The 19,310-nt window shown below is 69.6% G+C and carries 17 protein-coding genes; 11 read left to right on the plus strand and 6 right to left on the minus strand.

Features of this window, described 5'->3' with window-relative positions:
* Nucleotides 1-17: 17 nt before the first annotated feature.
* On the minus strand, nucleotides 18-890 hold the full coding sequence (locus ABD289_RS08060; RefSeq protein ID WP_344128335.1) for a glutamate ABC transporter substrate-binding protein: 873 nt from the start codon (nucleotides 888-890) through the stop codon (nucleotides 18-20).
* Nucleotides 891-952: 62 nt separating this feature from the next.
* Nucleotides 953-1,681 (minus strand): amino acid ABC transporter ATP-binding protein, encoded by a 729-nt coding sequence (locus ABD289_RS08065; RefSeq protein ID WP_344129172.1) that lies wholly within the window; start codon nucleotides 1,679-1,681, stop codon nucleotides 953-955.
* Between the two features lie 433 nt (nucleotides 1,682-2,114).
* Here ABD289_RS08065 and miaB point away from each other — a divergent pair, with 433 nt between their 5' ends.
* Both miaB and ABD289_RS08075 read left to right on the plus strand, forming a co-directional pair.
* Nucleotides 2,115-3,617: a tRNA (N6-isopentenyl adenosine(37)-C2)-methylthiotransferase MiaB gene (miaB, locus tag ABD289_RS08070; protein ID WP_344128337.1), complete on the plus strand. Its 1,503-nt coding sequence runs from the start codon at nucleotides 2,115-2,117 to the stop codon at nucleotides 3,615-3,617.
* Nucleotides 3,611-4,078, plus strand: a complete 468-nt coding sequence (locus ABD289_RS08075) for an Rv2732c family membrane protein (protein WP_344128340.1) — start codon at nucleotides 3,611-3,613, stop codon at nucleotides 4,076-4,078. The genes miaB and ABD289_RS08075 overlap by 7 nt, the downstream gene beginning before the upstream one ends.
* 84 nt (nucleotides 4,079-4,162) lie before the next feature.
* Here the strand turns inward: ABD289_RS08075 and ABD289_RS08080 are convergent, their stop codons facing one another.
* A complete protein-coding gene (locus ABD289_RS08080) occupies nucleotides 4,163-5,488 on the minus strand; it encodes a DUF349 domain-containing protein (RefSeq protein WP_344128342.1) in 1,326 nt (441 codons plus the stop codon).
* A 429-nt stretch (nucleotides 5,489-5,917) separates the two neighbouring features.
* Between ABD289_RS08080 and miaA the strand changes: the two genes are divergently transcribed.
* The 4 genes from miaA (at nucleotide 5,918) to ABD289_RS08100 (ending at nucleotide 10,287) form a co-directional block, all read left to right on the plus strand.
* Nucleotides 5,918-6,829: a tRNA (adenosine(37)-N6)-dimethylallyltransferase MiaA gene (miaA, locus tag ABD289_RS08085; protein ID WP_344128344.1), complete on the plus strand. Its 912-nt coding sequence runs from the start codon at nucleotides 5,918-5,920 to the stop codon at nucleotides 6,827-6,829.
* A gap of 9 nt (nucleotides 6,830-6,838) precedes the next feature.
* Nucleotides 6,839-7,678, plus strand: coding sequence for a diaminopimelate epimerase (dapF, locus tag ABD289_RS08090; protein WP_344128346.1), 840 nt, complete (start codon nucleotides 6,839-6,841; stop codon nucleotides 7,676-7,678).
* A 220-nt stretch (nucleotides 7,679-7,898) separates the two neighbouring features.
* Nucleotides 7,899-9,272 carry a GTPase HflX gene (gene hflX / locus ABD289_RS08095; RefSeq protein ID WP_344129174.1) on the plus strand — a complete coding sequence of 458 codons (1,374 nt, stop codon included), beginning with the start codon at nucleotides 7,899-7,901 and terminating at the stop codon, nucleotides 9,270-9,272.
* Nucleotides 9,262-10,287: a hypothetical protein gene (locus tag ABD289_RS08100; protein ID WP_344128348.1), complete on the plus strand. Its 1,026-nt coding sequence runs from the start codon at nucleotides 9,262-9,264 to the stop codon at nucleotides 10,285-10,287. Before hflX ends, ABD289_RS08100 begins: the two co-directional genes overlap by 11 nt.
* Before the next feature lie 118 nt (nucleotides 10,288-10,405).
* On the opposite strand, the gene lexA is transcribed toward ABD289_RS08100, so the two are convergent.
* Complete coding sequence (gene lexA / locus ABD289_RS08105) at nucleotides 10,406-11,119, minus strand: transcriptional repressor LexA (RefSeq protein WP_425564615.1); 714 nt, start codon at nucleotides 11,117-11,119, stop codon at nucleotides 10,406-10,408.
* Between the two features lie 490 nt (nucleotides 11,120-11,609).
* On the opposite strand from lexA, the gene ABD289_RS08110 reads away from it, so the two are divergent.
* The 4 genes from ABD289_RS08110 to ABD289_RS08125 all read left to right on the plus strand — a co-directional run bounded on the left by ABD289_RS08110 (nucleotide 11,610) and on the right by ABD289_RS08125 (nucleotide 16,528).
* Complete coding sequence (locus ABD289_RS08110) at nucleotides 11,610-11,864, plus strand: LysM peptidoglycan-binding domain-containing protein (protein WP_344128350.1); 255 nt, start codon at nucleotides 11,610-11,612, stop codon at nucleotides 11,862-11,864.
* Nucleotides 11,865-12,136: 272 nt separating this feature from the next.
* Nucleotides 12,137-12,631: a transcriptional regulator NrdR gene (gene nrdR / locus ABD289_RS08115; RefSeq protein WP_344128352.1), complete on the plus strand. Its 495-nt coding sequence runs from the start codon at nucleotides 12,137-12,139 to the stop codon at nucleotides 12,629-12,631.
* Nucleotides 12,632-12,818: 187 nt separating this feature from the next.
* A complete protein-coding gene (locus ABD289_RS08120) occupies nucleotides 12,819-15,641 on the plus strand; it encodes a vitamin B12-dependent ribonucleotide reductase (protein WP_344128354.1) in 2,823 nt (940 codons plus the stop codon).
* A 476-nt stretch (nucleotides 15,642-16,117) separates the two neighbouring features.
* Complete coding sequence (locus ABD289_RS08125) at nucleotides 16,118-16,528, plus strand: N-acetyltransferase (protein WP_344128356.1); 411 nt, start codon at nucleotides 16,118-16,120, stop codon at nucleotides 16,526-16,528.
* 98 nt (nucleotides 16,529-16,626) lie between these two features.
* Here ABD289_RS08125 and ABD289_RS08130 read toward each other — a convergent pair whose 3' ends face one another.
* Entirely contained in the window at nucleotides 16,627-17,907 is a 1,281-nt protein-coding gene (locus ABD289_RS08130; RefSeq protein ID WP_344128358.1) for an aspartate aminotransferase type Ic, read from the minus strand.
* A gap of 175 nt (nucleotides 17,908-18,082) precedes the next feature.
* On the opposite strand from ABD289_RS08130, the gene ABD289_RS08135 reads away from it, so the two are divergent.
* A complete protein-coding gene (locus ABD289_RS08135; RefSeq protein ID WP_344128360.1) occupies nucleotides 18,083-18,808 on the plus strand; it encodes an SDR family oxidoreductase in 726 nt (241 codons plus the stop codon).
* A gap of 188 nt (nucleotides 18,809-18,996) precedes the next feature.
* On the opposite strand, the gene ABD289_RS08140 is transcribed toward ABD289_RS08135, so the two are convergent.
* The gene (locus ABD289_RS08140) at nucleotides 18,997-19,293 is read right to left on the minus strand and encodes a hypothetical protein (protein WP_344128362.1); all 297 of its coding nucleotides are present in this window, start codon (nucleotides 19,291-19,293) and stop codon (nucleotides 18,997-18,999) included.
* Between the last annotated feature and the right edge of the window lie 17 nt (nucleotides 19,294-19,310).

Here is a 19,310-nt window from a genome sequence, read left to right on the forward strand (position 1 = left end):
CCCATTCCGCGATCAGGTCAGCTGCAGGGTTGGGGCTGCGGGAGCTTCGGAGTCTCGTTGGCGACCTTGCCCGCGGTGGCCTCCCAGGCCTTGGCGTAGCTGCCGTCCTCGCTCGCCTGCTGCAAGCTCTGGTTGATGAACTCGCAGAACTTCACGTCGCCCTTCTTGATGCCGATGCCGTAGGGCTCCTCGGTGAAGGCGTTGTCGACCAGCTTGAACTCGCCGTCGCTGTCGTTGACCAGACCCATCAGGATGACGTTGTCGGTGGTCACGGCCTGCACCTGCCCGGTGCGCAGCGCGTCGCCGCACTTGGAGTAGACGTCGAAGAGCACCAGGTTGGCCGGGTCGACGTACTTCTTGATCTCCTCGGCGGGCGTGGAGCCGGTCACCGAGCACACCTTGGCGCCGGTCTCGCGCAGCGACTCCGGCCCGGTGATCTCGTTGTTGTCCGACTTGACCATCAGGTCCTGGCCCGCCTGGTAGTACGGCCCGGCGAAGCTGACCCGCTCCTTGCGCTCGTCGTTGATCGTGTAGGTGGCCACCACCATGTCGACCCGGTCGGAGCGGATGATCTCCTCGCGGGTCTTGCTCGGCGCCTCGACCCACTCGATCTTCTCCGGCGCGATGCCCATCTTCGCCGAGATGATCTTGGCGATCTCGACGTCGAAGCCCTGCGGGGTGTCGCCGACCTTGAGACCGAACAGCGGCTGGTCGAACTTGGTGCCGATCCGGATCTTGTCGGCCTGCTGCAGCCGTTCCATGGTCGTGCCGGGCTCGAACTGGACGTTCTCCTCGACCTTGACCTCGGGAGCGTCGCTACCGCCGCCGAGCTGGTCCTGGCCGCCGCCACCGCCGCACGCGGTCAACGCCAGCGCCAGTGTGGCGGTCACGCCGGTGAGAAGCCGAAACCTCTTGCCTCGCATCTCGCACTGCCCTTCCTGTTTGGTGGTGACTAGTGAGTGAGAATCTTCCCGAGGAAGTCCTTGGCCCGGTCGCTCTTCGGATCGTCGAAGAACTTCTCGGGCTTGGCGTCCTCGACCACCTCGCCGTCGGCCATGAACAGCACGCGGTGCGCGGCACGGCGGGCGAAGCCCATCTCGTGCGTGACGACCAGCATGGTCATGCCTTCGTCCGCGAGACCGGCCATGACGTCGAGGACCTCGTTGACCATTTCCGGGTCGAGCGCCGAGGTCGGCTCGTCGAAGAGCATCACCTTCGGCTTCATCGCCAGCGCCCGGGCGATCGCCGCCCGCTGCTGCTGACCACCGGAGAGCTGCGCCGGGTACTTGTCGGACTGGTCGGCGATGCCGACCCGCTCGAGCAACCGCATCGCTTCGGTGCGGGCTTCCTCGGCGCTCTGCTTGCGGACCTTGATCGGCCCGAGCGTGACGTTCTCCAGGATCGTCTTGTGCGCGAAGAGGTTGAACTGCTGGAACACCATGCCGACATCGGCGCGCAGCTCGGCGAGCGAGCGCCCCTCGGCGGGCAGCGGGGTCCCGTCGATCTCGATCGCGCCGGAGTCGATCGGCTCCAGCCGGTTGATCGCGCGGCACAGCGTCGACTTGCCCGAGCCCGATGGGCCGAGCACGACGACCACCTGGCCCTGGGGCACGTCGAGGTCGATCGTCCGCAGCACGTGCAACGAGCCGAAGTGCTTCTCGACCGCGGACATCCGGATCATCGGCACGTCCGTGGGGGCTGCGGTCATTCAATCTCCCAAAAAGCGACGAATGGTTTTCGTTGGCCGAAACTTAAGCCGCCAGGTGGGGGATAGTCCATAGGAAACAAGCGATGCGATGTTTCAAAATGATTACGCAGCGGAGTCGCGAAGCGTGTGTATCCCCCGTTTGCGCATCTGGTAGTTGCGCGCGGTAACCAAGTTGCGCGAACGGCCGATCCTGCGCTCAGCTTTCCGGGCGAGCGCCGGGCGTTGCGGTGGCCGGTTCGGATCGAGATGCCCGTTCGGCTCCTCGAAGGTGTCCCCGCAGTGCTCCGGGCGGGTGAATCTGCGATCTGACCAGGCGCTACCGTGGAACGGTGAGCACGAAGACGTACGAGATCCGAACCTTCGGCTGCAAACATGAACCGGCCGTGGTCTTCGGAGGGCGGGCGTGATGCCGAACAAGGATGGCGTTCCCCAAAGCTACGAGATCCGAACCTTCGGCTGCCAGATGAACGTGCACGATTCGGAGCGTCTCGCGGGCATGCTGGAAGACGCCGGGTACGTGCGCAGCGATGCCGGCGCGGACGACGCGGCCGACGTGGTCGTCTTCAACACCTGCGCGGTTCGGGAGAACGCCGACAACCGGCTCTACGGCACCCTCGGGCACATGCGGCCGCAGAAGGACCGCAACCCGGACATGCAGATCGCCGTCGGCGGCTGCCTCGCGCAGAAGGACCGCGACACCATCGTGCGCAAGGCGCCCTGGGTCGACGTCGTCTTCGGCACGCACAACCTCGGCTCGCTGCCGACGCTGCTCGAACGCGCGCGGCACAACCAGGAGGCCGAGGTCGAGATCCTCGAATCCCTCGACGTCTTCCCGTCCACGCTGCCCGCCAAGCGCGACTCCGCCTACTCCGGCTGGGTCTCGGTCTCGGTGGGCTGCAACAACACCTGCACCTTCTGCATCGTCCCGTCGCTGCGCGGCAAGGAGAAGGACCGCCGCCCCGGCGAGGTCCTCAACGAGGTCCAGGCGCTGGTCTCCGAGGGCGTTCTCGAGGTGACGCTGCTGGGGCAGAACGTCAACGCCTACGGCGTGGAGTTCGGCGACCGCTACGCCTTCGGCAAGCTGCTGCGCTCCTGCGGGGAGATCGAGGGCCTGGAGCGGGTCCGCTTCACCTCGCCGCACCCGCGCGACTTCACCGACGACGTCATCGAGGCGATGGCAGAGACGCCGAACGTGTGCCCGCAGCTGCACATGCCGCTGCAGTCCGGCTCGGACCGGATCCTCAAGGCGATGCGCCGCTCCTACCGCAGCACCCGCTACCTCGACATCGTGCGCAAGGTCCGCGAGGCGATGCCGGAGGCGGCCATCACCACCGACATCATCGTCGGCTTCCCCGGCGAGACCGAGGAGGACTTCGAGGAGACCCTGGAGGTCGTGCGGCAGGCGCGCTTCTCCAGCGCGTTCACCTTCCAGTACTCCAAGCGCGAGGGGACCCCGGCCGCCGACCTGCCGGACCAGCTGCCCAAGGAGGTCGTGCAGCAGCGCTACGAGCGCCTGGTGGCGCTGCAGAACGAGATCTCCTGGGAGGAGAACGGCAAGCTCGTCGGCCGCGAGGTCGAGCTGCTGGTCTCCGAGGGCGAGGGGCGCAAGAACGCCGAGACGCAGCGGATGTCCGGCCGTGCCCGCGACGGGCGGCTGGTGCACTTCACCCCGGTCGGCGCGATCGACCGCGAGATCCGGCCCGGTGATCTGGTGCGCACCACGATCACCAAGGCGGCCCCGCACCACCTGGTCGCCGATACCGACATCAGCGGCCACCGCCGCACCCGCGCGGGCGACCACTGGGAGGAGGGCGTCAAGCCGAAGACCTCCGGGGTCAGCCTCGGACTGCCCAGCATCGGTGCGCCGGCTCCGGACCCGCAGCCTACCCAGCAGGGATGTGCATGTTGAGCGAGCAGGACAACGCGGATCGGCCCGCCGGGACCAAGCCGAAGATCCTGATCACCTCGCGGATCGATCCCGGACCCAAGGCGTTCGTGATCGCGATCGTGCTGCTGGTGCTGGTCGTGAGCTCGCTGCTGCCGTGGACCGCAGAGAGCGCGGGCTGGCAGGTGCTCACCGGCCAGACCGACCCCTCCGAGGACGTCGGTCTGCTGCCGCACCTGTTCGCGATCAACTGCACGATCGTCGGCCTGGTCTTCGGCGCGCTGGCCCTGATGACCCGCTTCTGGATGCTCGCCTTCGTCGCGGGGCTGGCCGGTGTCGTGGTCGCGTTCGAGGGCATGGTCGCCATCTGGTCGCGCAACACCGGCGGGCACACCGGACCGGGCATCGGGCTCGTCCTGGCGGTCATCTGCATGGTCGTCCTCGCCGTCCAGTGGATCCGCATCCTCTGGACCCGCGACGAGTGACCCGGCCCCCTAGCCGTTGAACGAACGGCGCCCACACCCCTCGGGGACGACTTCACGGGGCGTGGGCGCCGTCGCTTCCGACCGTCAGCGGTTCTCGATGGCCTGCTCGGCGGCCGCCAGCCACTCGCGCCACTGCGCGGCCTGGTCGTCGGCCTGCTTGGCCCGGCGCTCATCTCCCGCCGCGCGCGCCTTCTCCGCCTGCGCCTCGAACTGCTCCACCCGCTCGCGGAACTGATCCACGCGGGCCTGGGCCTCCGGGTCGGTGCGCCGCCACTGGGCGTCTGCCGCCTGGCGGACCCGGTCGCTGACCGCGCGCAGCTTGCCCTCCAGCTCGCGCATCCGCTCGCGCGGCACCTTGCCGATGGCGTCCCAGCGCTCCTGCACCTTCTGCAGCTGCGCCTGCGCGGTCTTGAGGTCCTCGGAGGGATCGATCTGCTCGGCCTCGACCAGCAGCTCCTCCTTGAGCTTGGCGTTCTCGGCGAACTCGGCGTCGCGCTCGGAGAACGCCTCGGACCTGCGGCTGAAGAAGCGGTCCTGCGCCGCGCGGAACCGCTGCCACAGCGCCTCGTCGCTGTCCTTGGGCGCGCGGCCGGTGGCCTTCCACTCCGACATCAGCTGCTTGTAGCGGGTGGCGGTCTCGCCCCAGTCGGTGGACTCGGTCAGCGACTCGGCCTCGTCGACCAGCTCCTGCTTGCGCGCCTTGGACTCGGCGCGCTGCCGGTCCAGCTCGGCGAAGTGCGAACCGCGTCGTCGGCTGAAGGCGTCGCGGGCCTTGGAGAACCGGCGCCACAGCTGTTCGTCGGTCTTGCGGTCGACCCCCTTGATCTTCTTCCACTCCTCGAGGATCTGCCGCAGCCGGTCGCCAGCCGACTTCCAGTGCGTGGCCTCGGCTGCGATCTCCTCGGCCTCGGTGACCAGGGATTCCTTGCGCGCGACCGCGTCCGCGCGAGCGCGCTCCCGCTCGTGCTTGGCGCCCTCCACGGCCTGCTCGGCGCGCGCGATCAGGTGGTCGATGCGGGCGGTGAGCGCGCCCAGGTCGCCCACCACCGCGGCGTCGGTCAGCGACTCCCGAAGGTGCTTGGCGTTGGACAGGGTGTGCTTGGGCTCCCCGGCGTTGTTTTTCAGCCGGGTCTCGAGGAGTTCGACCTCGGTGAGCATGTCGTCGAACTTGCGCGCGTAGAAGGCGAGGCCCTCGGACGGCTCCCCGGCTTGCCAGGACCCGACCATCCGCTCACCGTCGGCGGTGCTGACGTAGACCGAGCCGTCGTCGTCGACCCGGCCCCACTTGGCGGGGTCGTGGGAAGCCGTCGGTACCGCGGGCGCGGCCGCTGGTGACCCGGTGGCGCTGGCGGTCGAGTCCTCGGCCGCCTTCTTGGCGACCGCATCGGGGGTCGTGTCCTGGTGCGTCATGGCCGGCTTCCTCCTTGCGTGCCCGCTCCGATGCCCGTGTCCGGCACGGGCGCCCCACCTCGGCGGGGCCCAGCAGCGTCGACCCGAACCTCTCGGTGATCCGGCCGTCGCTGGCGAATTCAAACAGGTCAGGCGCCGATCCGGTACTCCGTGCCCGAATCGGTGCCCGGCTGAAACCGCCGGGATCACCCAACGGGTCTCATGACCTGCACGGCTTCATTGTCATCGTTCACCCGTTCGGCTGCAGCGGGCAGGGGGTGCTCGCCCCCGTTCCGCTGCGCGGATGATCGCGCCGAGCCCTGTTCGGACGCCATATCCAGTCTGGCGGATTTTCCCGCCGAACGGGTGGTCGTTGACACAGATCGATTTCACTCGGCGGTGCAAGCGGCCGGTGCCGAAACCGCCGATCGGCGCTCATAGGGTTTCGGTGTGTCTGCTCTAGCCCACCCGATCGCCGTCGTCGGCCCCACCGCCACCGGCAAGTCCGAGCTCGCCCTCGAGCTCGCCGAGAGCTTCGACGGCGAGGTGATCAACGCCGACGCGATGCAGCTCTACCGCGGGATGGACATCGGCACCGCGAAGCTCCCCGTCGACGAGCGGCGCGGCATCCCGCACCACCAGCTCGACGTGCTGGCGGTCACCGAGACCGCCTCGGTGGCCGCCTACCAGCGGCACGCGCGCGCCGCGGTGGCCGATGTGCTCGCCCGCGGCCGCACGCCGGTGCTGGTCGGCGGCTCCGGGCTGTACGTGCAGTCCGTGGTCGACGAGCTGTCCTTCCCCGGCACCGACGAGCGGGTGCGTCAGCGCTACGAGGAGGAGCTCGCCAGGGTCGGCCCCGCCGAGTTGCACCGTCGGCTGGCCGAGCTCGATCCGAAGGCCGCCGAGTCGATCCTGGTGAGCAACGGCCGCCGCATCGTGCGCGCGCTCGAGGTCATCGAGATCACCGGCGAGCCGTTCTCGGCGAACATGCCCACCCCTGGTGCCCCCCGCTACGGAACGGTCCTGGTCGGCCTGGACCGCCCGGTCGAGGCGCTGGACGATCGCGTCGACCAGCGCGTCACCCGGATGTTCGACGCCGGGCTGGTCGACGAGGTGCGCGCCCTCGAGGAACAGGGTCTGCGGCACGGCAAGACCGCCTCGCGCGCTCTGGGGTACCAGCAGGTGCTGGCCGAGTTCGACGGAGCGGGGGACATGGCCGCCGCCGCGGCCGAGACCGCGCGCTCGACCCGCCGCTTCGTGCGCAAGCAGCGCTCCTGGTTCCGGCGCGACGATCGCATCCACTGGTTCGACGCCGCCGAGGACGCGCTGGTGGAGCGCGTGCGCGAACTGCTGGCTCCGTAGACTGGTCTCGTGCGCAATCGAGGACCCGCGTTCGTCAAGGGGCACGGCACCCAGAACGACTTCGTCATCCTGCCCGACACCGGCGGCGAGCTGGAGCTCACCGCCGAGCGGGTGCGGGCGCTGTGCGACCGCCGCCGCGGGCTCGGCGCCGACGGCGTGCTGCGCGTGATCCGGACCGGCGCGCTGCCCGACGCTCCCGCCGACGTCCCGGCCGACGTGTGGTTCATGGACTACCGCAACGCCGATGGGTCGATCGCCGAGATGTGCGGCAACGGCGTGCGCGTGTTCGCCCGCTACCTGGTCGAGTCCGGCCTGGCCGAGCCCGGTGAGCTGCTGATCGGCACCCGTGCCGGAGTGCGCCCGGTGCGCACCCGCCCGGACGGGCGGGTCACCGTGCAGATGGGGCAGATCAAGTTCTTCGGCGAATCGGCCACCAGCGTCTCCGGGGTGGACTTCGCCGGGGTCGCGGTCGACGTCGGCAACCCGCACCTGGCCTGCGTCGGCGATGTCGACCTGGACGCGCTGGACCTCACCGGCACGCCCCCGCGCGACACCGGGCTGTTCCCGGACGGGGTGAACATCGAGTTCGTCCAGCCGCTCGGCGGGGACGAGGTGCGGATGCGCGTGCACGAGCGCGGCGTAGGCGAGACCCGCTCCTGCGGTACCGGCACGGTCGCGGCCACCGCCGCCGCCCTGCGCGCAGCAGGCGAGGACACCGGCTCTCGCGTGGTGCACGTCCCCGGCGGCACCGTCGAGGTGGAGATCACCTCGGCCGGCTCCACGCTCACCGGCCCGGCGGTGCTGGTCGGCGGCGGACAGCTCGGCGCCGAGTGGTGGCAGAACCCGTGAGCCCCAGCGCAATGCGGGTCACCCGGTTTCGTGCGTGAAATTCGGTCGCGGGTCGTGGGACACTGTCCCTGATATGAAGAAATCCTTGACCGCACCCGCCGAGTTCGACGCGACCGAGTTGGAAGCCGCCGAGCTCGAGTCCGCCGAGCTCCAGGGCAGCACGCCCGAGCCGGACGAGTACGAACCCATCCTGTCCGGCCACGAGCCGTCCGCGGGCGAGATGCAGCGCGAGGATCGCGCCTCGTTGCGCCGGATCACGGGCCTGTCCACCGAGCTCGACGACATCACCGAGGTCGAGTACCGGCGCCTGCGCCTGGAACGCGTGGTGCTGGTCGGGGTCTGGACGGAAGGGGACGCGAGCCAGGCGGACGCGTCCCTGGCCGAGCTGGCCCGGCTGGCCGAGACCGCGGGCTCCCAGGTCCTCGAAGGCGTTGTCCAGCGTCGCGACCGCCCCGACCCGGGCACCTATGTGGGTTCGGGCAAGGTTCGCGAGCTGCGCGACCTGGTGGCTTCCAACGGAGCCGACACCGTCATCTGCGATGGCGAGCTCTCGCCCGGCCAGCTGCGCCAGCTGGAGGAGAAGATCAAGGTCAAGGTCATCGACCGGACCGCGCTGATCCTGGACATCTTCGCCCAGCACGCCACCTCCAAGGAGGGCAAGGCGCAGGTCGAGCTGGCTCAGCTGCAGTACTACCTGCCCCGCCTGCGCGGTTGGGGTGAGGCGATGTCCCGGCAGGCCGGTGGCCGGGCGGGCGCCAACGGTGGTGTCGGCACCCGCGGTCCCGGTGAGACCAAGCTGGAGACCGACCGCCGTGCGGTGCACAAGCGGATGAGCAAGCTGCGCAAGGAGCTGGCCGCGATGCGCACCGTGCGCGGCACCAAGCGCGGTCGGCGCAACGCCAACCAGGTTCCGGGCGTGGCCATCGCCGGCTACACCAACGCGGGCAAGTCCAGCCTGCTCAACGCGTTGACCGACGCTGGCGTCCTGGTCGAGGACGAGCTGTTCGCGACCCTGGACCCGACGACCCGGCGCGCGGTCGCCCCGGACGGGCGGCCGTACACCCTCACCGACACCGTCGGGTTCGTCCGGCACCTGCCGCACCAGCTGGTCGAGGCGTTCCGCTCCACCCTGGAGGAGGTGGGCGAGGCGGATCTGCTCGTGCACGTGGTGGACGGCTCCGAGGAGTCGCCGCACCAGCAGGTCGCCGCGGTGCGCGAGGTGCTGAGCGAGATCGCCGGGCAGCAGGAGGCGGAGATGCCGCCCGAGCTGCTGGTCGTGAACAAGGTCGACTCGGTCGATGCGACCAGGATGGCCGAGCTGCGCAGGTTGCTGCCCGAGGCGGTGTTCGTCTCGGCGCACAGCGGCAAGGGAATCGAGGGGTTGCGCGAGATCATCGCCGACCGCCTGCCGCGCCCGGAGGTGTTCGTCGACGTGCTGGTGCCCTACACGCGCGGCGAACTGGTCGCGCGGATGCACTCGGAGGGCGACATCGTCGACGAGGACCACACTCCGGAGGGCACGCGCCTGCGCGCCAAGGTTCGCCCGGATCTGGCCGCTTCCCTCGAGGCCTTCTCGGCGACTGGTGCGGCCTGATCGCATCGGCGGCGCGCTAGCGGCCGCTGTCCTGCTCACCGCGACCGGTCCGGCGAACGCGGCCCAAGCGGTCCAGGTCAACCGGATCCCCCCGGTCGAGTTGTGCGCGCCGGAGGACTCCCGGCTCTCCGAGCTGTCCGGTCTGGTCTCCGATGGGGCGCGCTGGTACGCCGTCGGCGACGGCGGTTCGTCGGTGCGGGTCTTCGAGCTGGATCCCGCCACCTGCGAGGTCCGGTCGGTACGCACCGCGCCGCAGAACCCGTACGACGTCGAGGACCTGGCGCTCCGCGACGGCACCCTGTGGCTGGCCGACACCGGTGACAACCGGGCCAAGCGCGAGGACGTCGCGCTGCACGTGCTGCCTCCGGGCGGGGGCGCCGCGTTGTACCGGATGTCCTACCCGGACGGCCCGCACGACGCCGAGGCGTTGCTGCTGGACGGCTCCGGCGTGCCGCACGTCGTGACCAAGGAGCCGTTGGGCACGGCTGGCGTGTACCGGCCAGCGGAGCCGTTGGACGCTCAGCGCACGGTCCCGATGGAGCGGGTGGGGAGCGTCTCGCTGCGCTCCACGCGCACGCCCGGCGGGCCGGTGAGCACCGCAGTCGGCTCGGTGATGATCACCGGCGGCTCGGTCAGCGCGGACGGGAACCTGGTGGCGCTGCGCACCTACACCGAGGCCTACGTCTACCGCGCTCAGGACGGCGACGTGCTGAGCGCGCTCGAGAGCGAACCGGTCCGCATCCCGCTGCCCGATGAGGAGCAGGGCGAGGCCATCGCCTGGGAGCCGGGTGGCGGATTGCTGTCCGGCTCCGAGGGCTACGAACCGATTCGCCGCATCCCCGGCGCCGACGGCGGCCCGGTCACCGCCGAGGAAGTCGGTGGGACATCACCCGGTGGCGAGGCCTCGGGCGAAAGCGCGGAGGACGGTCTGTCCACCGGTAGTGCGATGCTGCTGGCGGGTGTTGCCGCCGCGCTGCTGATGTACCTCATCGGCTGGCGCCGCAGGCGTGCCTGATTCGCATCGCTGATGCGGCGCCTGCGTCGTTGGTGCCGGCGTCGTTGGTGCCGGCGGTACAGGCGCGGGGCGAAGCCCGCATCGGCACCGCCCGCGCCGGGGTTCGTCGAAGCGGCGCTCAGAGACGGCGGAGCACCGCGACGACCTTGCCCAGGATCTTCGCGTCGTCGCCCAGGATGGGTTCGTAGGCCGAGTTGTGCGGCATCAGCCACACGTGTTCGTCGGTGCGCTTGAAGGTCTTGACCGTGGCCTCGCCGTCGATCATCGCCGCTACCACGTCGCCATTGTCCGCGTCGGGCTGCTGCCGGACGGTAACCCAGTCGCCGTCGGTGATGGCCAGGTCGACCATCGAATCGCCGACCACCTTGAGCAGGAAGAGCGTGCCGTCGCCGACGATCTCCTTCGGCAGCGGGAAGACGTCCTCGATCGCCTCCTCGGCCAGGATCGGCCCACCGGCCGCGATCCGGCCCACCACCGGAACGTAGGCCGCGGGCTTCGACTCGGCGTCCGAGTCCTCCTCGGTGCCGACCAGCACGCCGACCGTGCGCGGCCGGTGCGGGTCGCGGCGCAGGTAGCCCTTCCGCTCGAGCACGCGCAGCTGGTAGGCCACCGACGACGTCGAGGTCAGCCCGACCGCGTCGCCGATCTCCCGCACGCTCGGCGGGTAGCCGTGCTCGTGCATCCACTCGCGGATGGCCTGCAGCACGCGCAGCTGGCGGTCGCTGAGCTCGTCGGCTCCGCTGGGCTGCTCCGGCAGCTCGTCCACCTCGGCCGGGGCGTCCTTGATGTCGTGTACGCGGCCCGTGATCGAGCCGGTCGCATTGTTCGCCACCGCTGCCTCCTGTTGTCCGTGTGAACCGCGGTGCTGGACTCTCTGGGGTCCTGGTCGTGTCGGCCGACGCGTCCGGGACCCCTGGAAATCGTCCCCGGAGACCTGGTCCGCCGCCCGCTTTCCACAGTAGACGCGACAAACGTCGAGATCAAACACCTGTTCGAGCTAATTTCGGGGCTGGGTCTCGCGCCGGGGTGCACTCGTGGTCCACAATCGCACGAAGGTTCGATCGAACACGCATTCGATCATCGTTCGTGCGGGAGGCGCTATGACCACGTCCATCGACACAGTACGGCGAGTTCGTCCGGTCGAACGGGGCGTCCGCCCGGCGCGAGCTCAAGTGGAACCGATCGAGTGGCCGGAAGCCGGCCTCCGCGAGCGCGGCGGGCCGGTCGGCGGTCGCGCCGCGGGGCGAAGCGGCCGGTGGGGCCGGTTCGTGGCGAGATCGTGCGCGCGACCGCGCGCGGCCGGGCGTCCGGGGGAGTGGGTCTTGCTGGCCTCGGTGGCGATCTTCACCTGCGGCTTTGTCATCATGGTGGGCCTGTTCGGGATGGGCGACGCGCCCGAGGTGGGTGAGACCACCGTGGTGCAGGTTCGCGCGGGCGAGACTCTGTGGGGGATCGCGAACCGGATGGCGTCCGGCTCCGACCCGCACGCGGTGGTCCAGCGGATCGTCGAATCCAACGGCCTCGGCGCTCCGTCGGTGGAGACCGGCCAGAGCCTGGTTGTGCCGACCAACGGCTGAGACGGCCACAACATGTTGTGGTGTGGCTGCCGCATCGCGGATTTCCGCAGCGTAGTGCGCGGATGCGAAACCCGCCCCGCCGGCAGGGGTGTGTCGGTTTGCTTGGCGATCTGGCGTGGGGTTAGAGTCGACCACAACATCTAGTAGTTACTTCCATGTGTTTAGCCCACACGTTGGGCTGGCCGGGTGCGTGGGTACCCCATGGACGTAACCGGTCGTCGGCTGGTGGGAGTCGGTCGTCGGCGAGCCGAGGGGGAGGGGGTGAATGGCCGGTGCGATGCCCGTACTGCCGCGGCGACGACTCCAGGGTCGTCGATTCTCGAGAGGTCGAGGAAGGTCAGGCGATCCGGCGCCGACGGTCCTGTTCGGGATGCGGTCGCCGGTTCACGACCATCGAGGAACTGGTGTTGTCGGTCGTGAAGCGATCGGGGGTCACCGAGCCCTTCAGCCGGGAGAAGGTCGTTCGCGGGGTGCGCCGAGCCTGTCAGGGGCGTCCGGTAGAAGAGGACGCGCTGCAGCAACTGGCGCACCAGGTCGAGGAGGCCATTCGGTCCTCCGGGATGGCCGAGCTGCCCAGTCACGAGGTCGGGCTGGCCATACTCGGACCGCTGCGGGAGCTGGACGAGGTCGCCTACTTGCGCTTCGCCAGCGTCTACCGCGCCTACTCCTCGGTGGAGGATTTCGAACAGGAGATCGCCGATCTGCGCGCGGCGCGGGAGGCCGCGCCGGTCGGTGGTGGGAAGGACACGGGGAGCAGCGGTGAGTAAGCCGCGTCGGCGCACGTCCCGCAGCGGGGGCGGCAGCGCGCAACGGCGGTCGGCGTCCCGAGGCGGGACGCCGCGCAACACCCGAAACACAGAGTCACGACCGAACCGGACGGGGAGCCCGGACGGGGCCGAAGCAACGCGAGAAGCGACTGACCAGCGAGCGATGAAGAAGGAAAAGGGGCAGGTCATGACAGAGACCGTCGGTAGCCCGGCCGGTGCAGCGGGGGAGCCGGACACAGGTGCCCGCGAGGGCATCCGGGTCGAGCGCGTCTACACCACCGAGGGAGTGCACCCCTACGACGAGGTCAAGTGGGAGCACCGCGATGTGGTGATGACCAACTGGCGGGACGGTTCGGTCAACTTCGAGCAGCGCGGGGTGGAGTTCCCCGACTTCTGGTCGTTGAACTCGGTGAACATCGTCACCAGCAAGTACTTCCGCGGTGCGGTCGGCAGCGAGGAGCGCGAGAGCAGCCTCAAGGACCTGATCGACCGCGTGGTGAAGACCTACGTCGCGGCCGGTGTCGCGAACAATTACTTCGCCACCGACACCGACGCCGAGATCTTCGAGCACGAGCTGACCTGGATGCTGCTGCACCAGGTGTTCAGCTTCAACTCGCCGGTGTGGTTCAACGTCGGCACCAGCTCGAAGCAGCAGGTGTCGGCCTGCTTCATCCTGTCGGTCGACGACACGATGGAGTCGATCCTCGACTGGTACAAGGAAGAGGGCCTGATCTTCAAGGGCGGTTCCGGCGCGGGCCTGAACCTGTCCCGCATCCGCTCCTCCAAGGAGCTGCTGTCCTCCGGCGGTACCGCCTCGGGGCCGGTCTCGTTCATGCGCGGCGCCGACGCCTCGGCGGGCACCATCAAGTCCGGCGGTGCCACCCGCCGCGCCGCCAAGATGGTCGTGCTCGACGTCGATCACCCCGACGTCGAGGAGTTCATCGAGACGAAGTCGCGCGAGGAGCACAAGATCCGCGCGCTGCGCGACGCGGGTTTCGACATGGACCTCGGCGGCGCCGACTCCAACTCGGTGCAGTACCAGAACGCGAACAACTCGATCCGCGTGTCCGACGAGTTCATGCGCGCGGTCGAGAGCGACGGCGACTTCGGGCTGCGCGCGCGCACCGACGGCTCGGTCGTCGAGTCGGTGCGGTCCCGCGGCATCTTCCGCAAGATGGCCAAGGCCGCGTGGGAGTGCGCCGACCCGGGCATCCAGTACGACGACACGATCAACGACTGGCACACCTCGCCGGAGACCGGTCGGATCGCCGCGTCCAACCCGTGCTCGGAGTACATGCACCTGGACAACTCCAGCTGCAACCTCGCGTCGTTGAACCTGATGAAGTTCCTCAACGATGACCTGACCTTCGACGCCGAGACCTTCTCCAAGGCCGTCGAGTTCGTCATCACCGCGATGGACATCTCCATCTGCTTCGCGGACTTCCCGACCGAGGCCATCGGCGACACCACCCGCAAGTTCCGCCAGCTGGGCATCGGCTACGCCAACCTGGGCGCGCTGCTGATGGCCACCGGTCACGCCTACGACTCGGACGGCGGTCGCGCGCTGGCCGGTGCGATCACCTCGCTGATGACCGGTACCGCCTACAAGCGGTCGGCCGAGATGGCCGGCGTGGTCGGGCCCTACGAGGGCTACGCCCGCAACGCCGAGGGGCACCAGCGGGTCATGCGCAAGCACGCCGCGGCCAACGACCTGGTCCGGACCTACCACACCAACGACAACGCGGTGCACAAGCTCGCGACGCAGGTGTGGCAGGAAGGCCTGGAGATCGGTTCGCAGAACGGCTGGCGCAACGCCCAGGCGTCGGTGCTGGCCCCCACCGGCACGATCGGCCTGATGATGGACTGCGACACCACCGGTATCGAGCCCGACCTGGCGCTGGTGAAGTTCAAGAAGCTGGTCGGCGGCGGCTCGATGCAGATCGTCAACCAGACGGTGCCGCGTGCCCTGCAGGCCCTGGGCTACCAGGAGGAGCAGGTCGAGGCGATCGTCGAGTACATCGCCGAGCACGGGCACGTGATCGACGCGCCGGGTCTGCGCCCGGAGCACTACGAGGTCTTCGACTGCGCGATGGGCCAGCGCTCGATCGCTCCGATGGGCCACGTGCGGATGATGGCCGCGGTGCAGCCGTTCATCTCCGGTGCGATCTCCAAGACGGTCAACATGCCCGAAGAGGCGACCGTCGAGGACGTCGAGGAGCTCTACTTCGAGGGCTGGCGCCTGGGCCTGAAGGCCCTGGCCATCTACCGCGACAACTGCAAGGTCGGTCAGCCGCTGTCGGTGGGCAAGGGCGAGTCCGGTGAGCAGGAGAAGGCGGTCGAGAAGCAGATCGAGTACCGCCCGGTCCGCAAGCGCCTGCCGAAGAAGCGCCCGAGCCAGACGGTCTCGTTCACCGTCGGCGGTGCTGAGGGCTACCTGCACGCGGGCTCCTACCCGGACGACGGGCTCGGCGAGATCTTCGTCAAGCTCGGCAAGCAGGGCTCGACCCTGGCCGGTGTGATGGACGCCTTCTCGATGTCGATCTCGGTGGGCCTGCAGTACGGCATCCCGCTGGAGTTCTACGTCTCGAAGTTCCAGAACCTGCGCTTCGAGCCCGCCGGCATGACCGACGACCCGGACATCCGGATGGCCAGCAGCGTGCTGGACTACCTGTTCCGCCGCCTGGCGCTGGACTACCTGCCCTACGAGAAGCGTGCCCAGCTGGGCATCTTCACCACCGAGGAGCGGGACGCCCAGGTCAACGGTGGGCCGGCACCGGCGCAGGGCGGCGGTGACGTCGATCTGGACACCCTGCGGTCCACGGTCGACTACCAGAAGTCCGAGCCCAAGGACGAGGACAAGCGCAACGTGGGCAGCTCCACCGAGCTCCTCGAGCTGCAGCTCGGCAAGGCGGCCGACGCGCCGCTGTGCATGACCTGCGGCACGAAGATGCGCCCGTCCGGGTCCTGCTACCTGTGCGAGGGCTGCGGCGCCACCTCCGGCTGCAGCTGACGCGCTGAAGCTCAACTGAACAGCCAGGTCGGATGAAGGGCCTGGGCGCGGTGTTCCACCGGCCCAGGCCCTTCATCGCGTCGGCGACCGCGGAGACTGACCGACGGCGTGCCGAGATCTGGGGTGCCTGCTGTGCCGAGCGCAGGGCTCCCAGCGGATCAACGCATTCCGCACCGCCTTCGCCTTCCGACGGGCGGCGAGCTGTGCCGAGACCACGGGAGGCTTCGCGGTCTAAGACGAGGCTTTCGCGCATGCCCGCGCGGACGACCAGCTGGACATCGACGGCGCGGTGGACTGCGAGGCATTGCCCGACATCGCCGAGCGAGCGCTGCCGCACCTGCCGCACCGCTCGATCACCGTCCTCGACGAGAAACCGCAGCTGAGGTCGCGGACCCGTCGCGTCGAGCCGGGTGCACCCGCTCGACGCAGCTGATCACGGTGCGCACCGGCCGGGTCTCGAGCGGTGGCGCGCTGAGGTGGCGGATCTCGCGGCGTTGTCCGCTCCGCTCGACCTGCGCCTGCGGAGCCCGCTCCCGGAGGCCGAGCACGGGGTCGTCCGCCAGCTCGTCGACCGCCGCGCGGCTCGTCGGCGCGCGGCCGAGGTCGTGAACTTCCTGGGCGCGCACGCACGAGGGGGAGATCGCCTCCTGGACCGATCTCCACCTGGACCGGCCGCCACGGCCCAGGTGGAAGACCTGATGACCTCGGAACTCCACCGCCGGCGAGGCCTTGCCGCTGCGGTCCTGGACACCGCGTTGCGGCTGACCGCCAACGCGGGCTGCGGCATCCGATTCCTGATCGCCGATGCCGAGGACTGGCCGCACTGCTGGTACCCGCGCCGCGGTTTCGCCGTCGCAGGCCGTTCGCGGACGTTCGAACGTCCCTGAGCGCGGCTGCGGGCGAACCGCGCCTCGGCCGCGACCGGGTCCGGACGGCGAAAAGCGGGTGGCCCGACGCGAAGTCGAGCCACCCGCTGGTATCGAATTCAGCCCTGCTGGTCGGCCAGCAGCTTCTCGGTGGCCGCCAGCCGCACGCAGGTCGCCAGCGCCTGCGTGGCGGCTTCGACGTCCGGCAGCTCCGGGTACGTGGGAGCGATCCGGATCACCGAGTCCGTCGGGTCCTCGCCGTAGGGGTGGGTCGCCCCGGCCGGGGTCATCGCGATCCCGGCCTCCTTGGCCTTGGCCACCACGGCCTTGGCGCAGCCCTCGGGAACCTCCAAGTTGATGAAGTACCCGCCCTCGGGCTTGCTCCAGCTGGCCAGGCCGGTGTCGCCGAGCTCGGAGCCGAGGATCTTGTCCACCGCTTCGAACTTGGGACGGATCAGCGCGGCGTGCTTGCGCATCTGCTCGCGCAGGCCCTCGGCGTCGCGCAGCAGCCGCACGTGCTGCAGCTGGTTGACCTTGTTCGGGCCGATGCTGCGCTTGGACGTCGCGGCCAGCCACCAGTCGATGTTGGCCTGCGAGGAACCGAAGAACGACACGCCCGCGCCCGCGTAGGTGATCTTCGAGGTGGAGCCGAAGACGAACGCGCGGTCCGGGTTGCCGTGCTCCGCGCACAGCGCCAGCAGATCGGCGATCTCGTGCTCGGTCTCGGTGAGGTGGTGCACCGCGTAGGCGTTGTCCCAGAAGACCCGGAAGTCCGGAGCGGCCGAGGGCATGGCGGCCAGCCTGCGCACGGTCTCGTCCGAGTAGATGGTGCCGTCCGGGTTGCTGTACTTCGGCACGCACCAGATGCCCTTGATCCGGGAGTCCTCGGCAACCAGTCGCTCGACGGTGTCCATGTCCGGACCCTCGGGCGTCATCGGCACGTTGATCATCTCGATGCCGAGCTTCTCGCAGACCCCGAAGTGCCGGTCGTAGCCGGGCACCGGGCACAGGAACGCGATCTCCGGCTCGTCGGCCCACCGGCGCTCACCGCCGGGCAGCCCGTGCAGCATCGCGAACGCGATGGCGTCGTGCATCAGCTCGAGGCTGGAGTTGCCCGCCGCGAGCAGTTGCTCGGTGGGCACCTGGAGGCTGCTGCTGAAGATCTCGCGCAGTTCGGGCAGGCCGGCGAGGCCACCGTAGTTGCGCAGGTCGGTGCCGTCCGCGCCGACCGCCGGGCCGCCCATGTCGAGCAGGGCGTCGGACAGGTCGAGCTGCTTGGGCGAGGGCTTGCCCCGGGTGAGGTCCAGTTTGAGGCCGCGCGCGACGAGGTCTGCGTGGTCCTTGCGGGCTTGGTCGCGCTGGGCGGTCAGCTCTTCGATGGATGAAGCTGGATCGGTCACCGGGTCTTCCTTAGCGGTGTCGTGGGCAACGGTTCGGTAAACAGCATATTCCGCCGGTCCAGAACATTGACGACGGCATGTGACCTGCACAACGTGTGAGCATTGGCCCTGCTCATCGGCCATCGGAGCGAGGATGCGGAGCCTCGCCCCGCCGGCGGACCCTGGAGGTGTGACCGTGGGCAAATCGATTCTGATCACCGGCGGTACCGGCACGCTCGGCAGCGCCGTGGCACGCAGGCTGAACGGCGGAGAGCACGACGTGCGGGTGCTGAGCCGGCACGAGGGACCCGGCCGGGTGGTCGGGGATCTGCGCAACCGGGTCACGGTCGGTGCTGCGGACGCGATCGTGCACTGCGCGACCACCAACGGTGCGAAGGACGTGGACGCGATGCGCAACCTGCTGGCCGGTGCCCGCCGTGCCGGCTCGCCGCACCTGATCTACATCTCGATCGCCGGTATCGACCGCCTGCCGATGTTCTACTACCGGGCCAAGCTCGAGGCCGAGCGGCTGCTGGTCGACTCCGGGCTGCCGTGGACGATCCTGCGTGCCACCCAGTTCCACGACCTGATCGCCGAGTTCGCGCGGATTCAGGTCAGATCGCCCGCGCTCGCCGTGCTCTCCGGAGTGCGGTTCCAGCCGGTCGACGTCGGCGAGGTCGCCGACCGGCTCGCGGAACTCGCAGTGGGCGAACCGGCGGGCAGGCTGCCGGACGTGGGCGGTCCGCAGATCCGCAGCCACGAGTCGCTGACCCGCGCCTACCTGCGCGCGACCGGGCGGCGCCGCGCGGTGCTGCCGGTGCGTCCGCCCGGCGCGTTCTTTCGCGCGTTGCGGGACGGCGGGAACCTGCTGCCCGATCGGGCGGTCGGGCAGCGCACGTTCGAGGACTTCCTCGCGGGCTGAGGAGATGTTCCAGCTTTGGGTTCGCGTAGCGGGCCCTCGGACGTCGTCGGGCTCCGCGCCTTGAGCAGCCACCTGCGCGGCGCTGCGGCTGTTCTCGCCCGATGACGTCTGAGACCCCGCGGCGGCGCCGGTTGAGTCCCGCACTCGAGACGGCGGCTGCTGCCGCGTGCTGCGACAGCCCCTGAAGATCAGCGCGGACGCGCGAGCAGGGTCGCGACCACGGCGGTCGCGCCGGTCACCGCGAACACCGACGGCCAGGCGCCGAGCTTCTTCGCGAGCGGGTGCGAGCTGTAGAGCGCGCCCGCGTAGGTGGTGCCGAGCGCGAGCGCGGGGGCCACGCCCGCGCGGCGGCGGCACGTCTCCACGGCGCCCAGTCCGGCGCCTGCCGCGACCATTCCTCCCCAGTGCCGGTGCTTGCTGGCCTGCGCGACCGCGAAACCGCCGATCAAACCGGCGGAGGTCAGCACGCTGGACGGAATTGACATGAGCGCTCCTCGCTGGA

It is taken from the genome of Saccharopolyspora halophila, from assembly GCF_039531955.1.
Lineage (GTDB): Bacteria > Actinomycetota > Actinomycetes > Mycobacteriales > Pseudonocardiaceae > Saccharopolyspora > Saccharopolyspora halophila.

Coding starts and splice junctions, on each gene's coding strand:
- ABD289_RS08075 (WP_344128340.1), top strand. CDS start 3,611: ATGTTGAGCGAGCAGGACAACGCGGATCGGCCCGCCGGGACCAAGCCG.
- ABD289_RS08120 (WP_344128354.1), top strand. CDS start 12,819: ATGACAGAGACCGTCGGTAGCCCGGCCGGTGCAGCGGGGGAGCCGGAC.
- ABD289_RS08065 (WP_344129172.1), bottom strand. CDS start 1,681: ATGATCCGGATGTCCGCGGTCGAGAAGCACTTCGGCTCGTTGCACGTG.
- ABD289_RS08080 (WP_344128342.1), bottom strand. CDS start 5,488: ATGACGCACCAGGACACGACCCCCGATGCGGTCGCCAAGAAGGCGGCC.
- hflX (WP_344129174.1), top strand. CDS start 7,899: ATGCAGCGCGAGGATCGCGCCTCGTTGCGCCGGATCACGGGCCTGTCC.
- ABD289_RS08140 (WP_344128362.1), bottom strand. CDS start 19,293: ATGTCAATTCCGTCCAGCGTGCTGACCTCCGCCGGTTTGATCGGCGGT.
- miaB (WP_344128337.1), top strand. CDS start 2,115: ATGCCGAACAAGGATGGCGTTCCCCAAAGCTACGAGATCCGAACCTTC.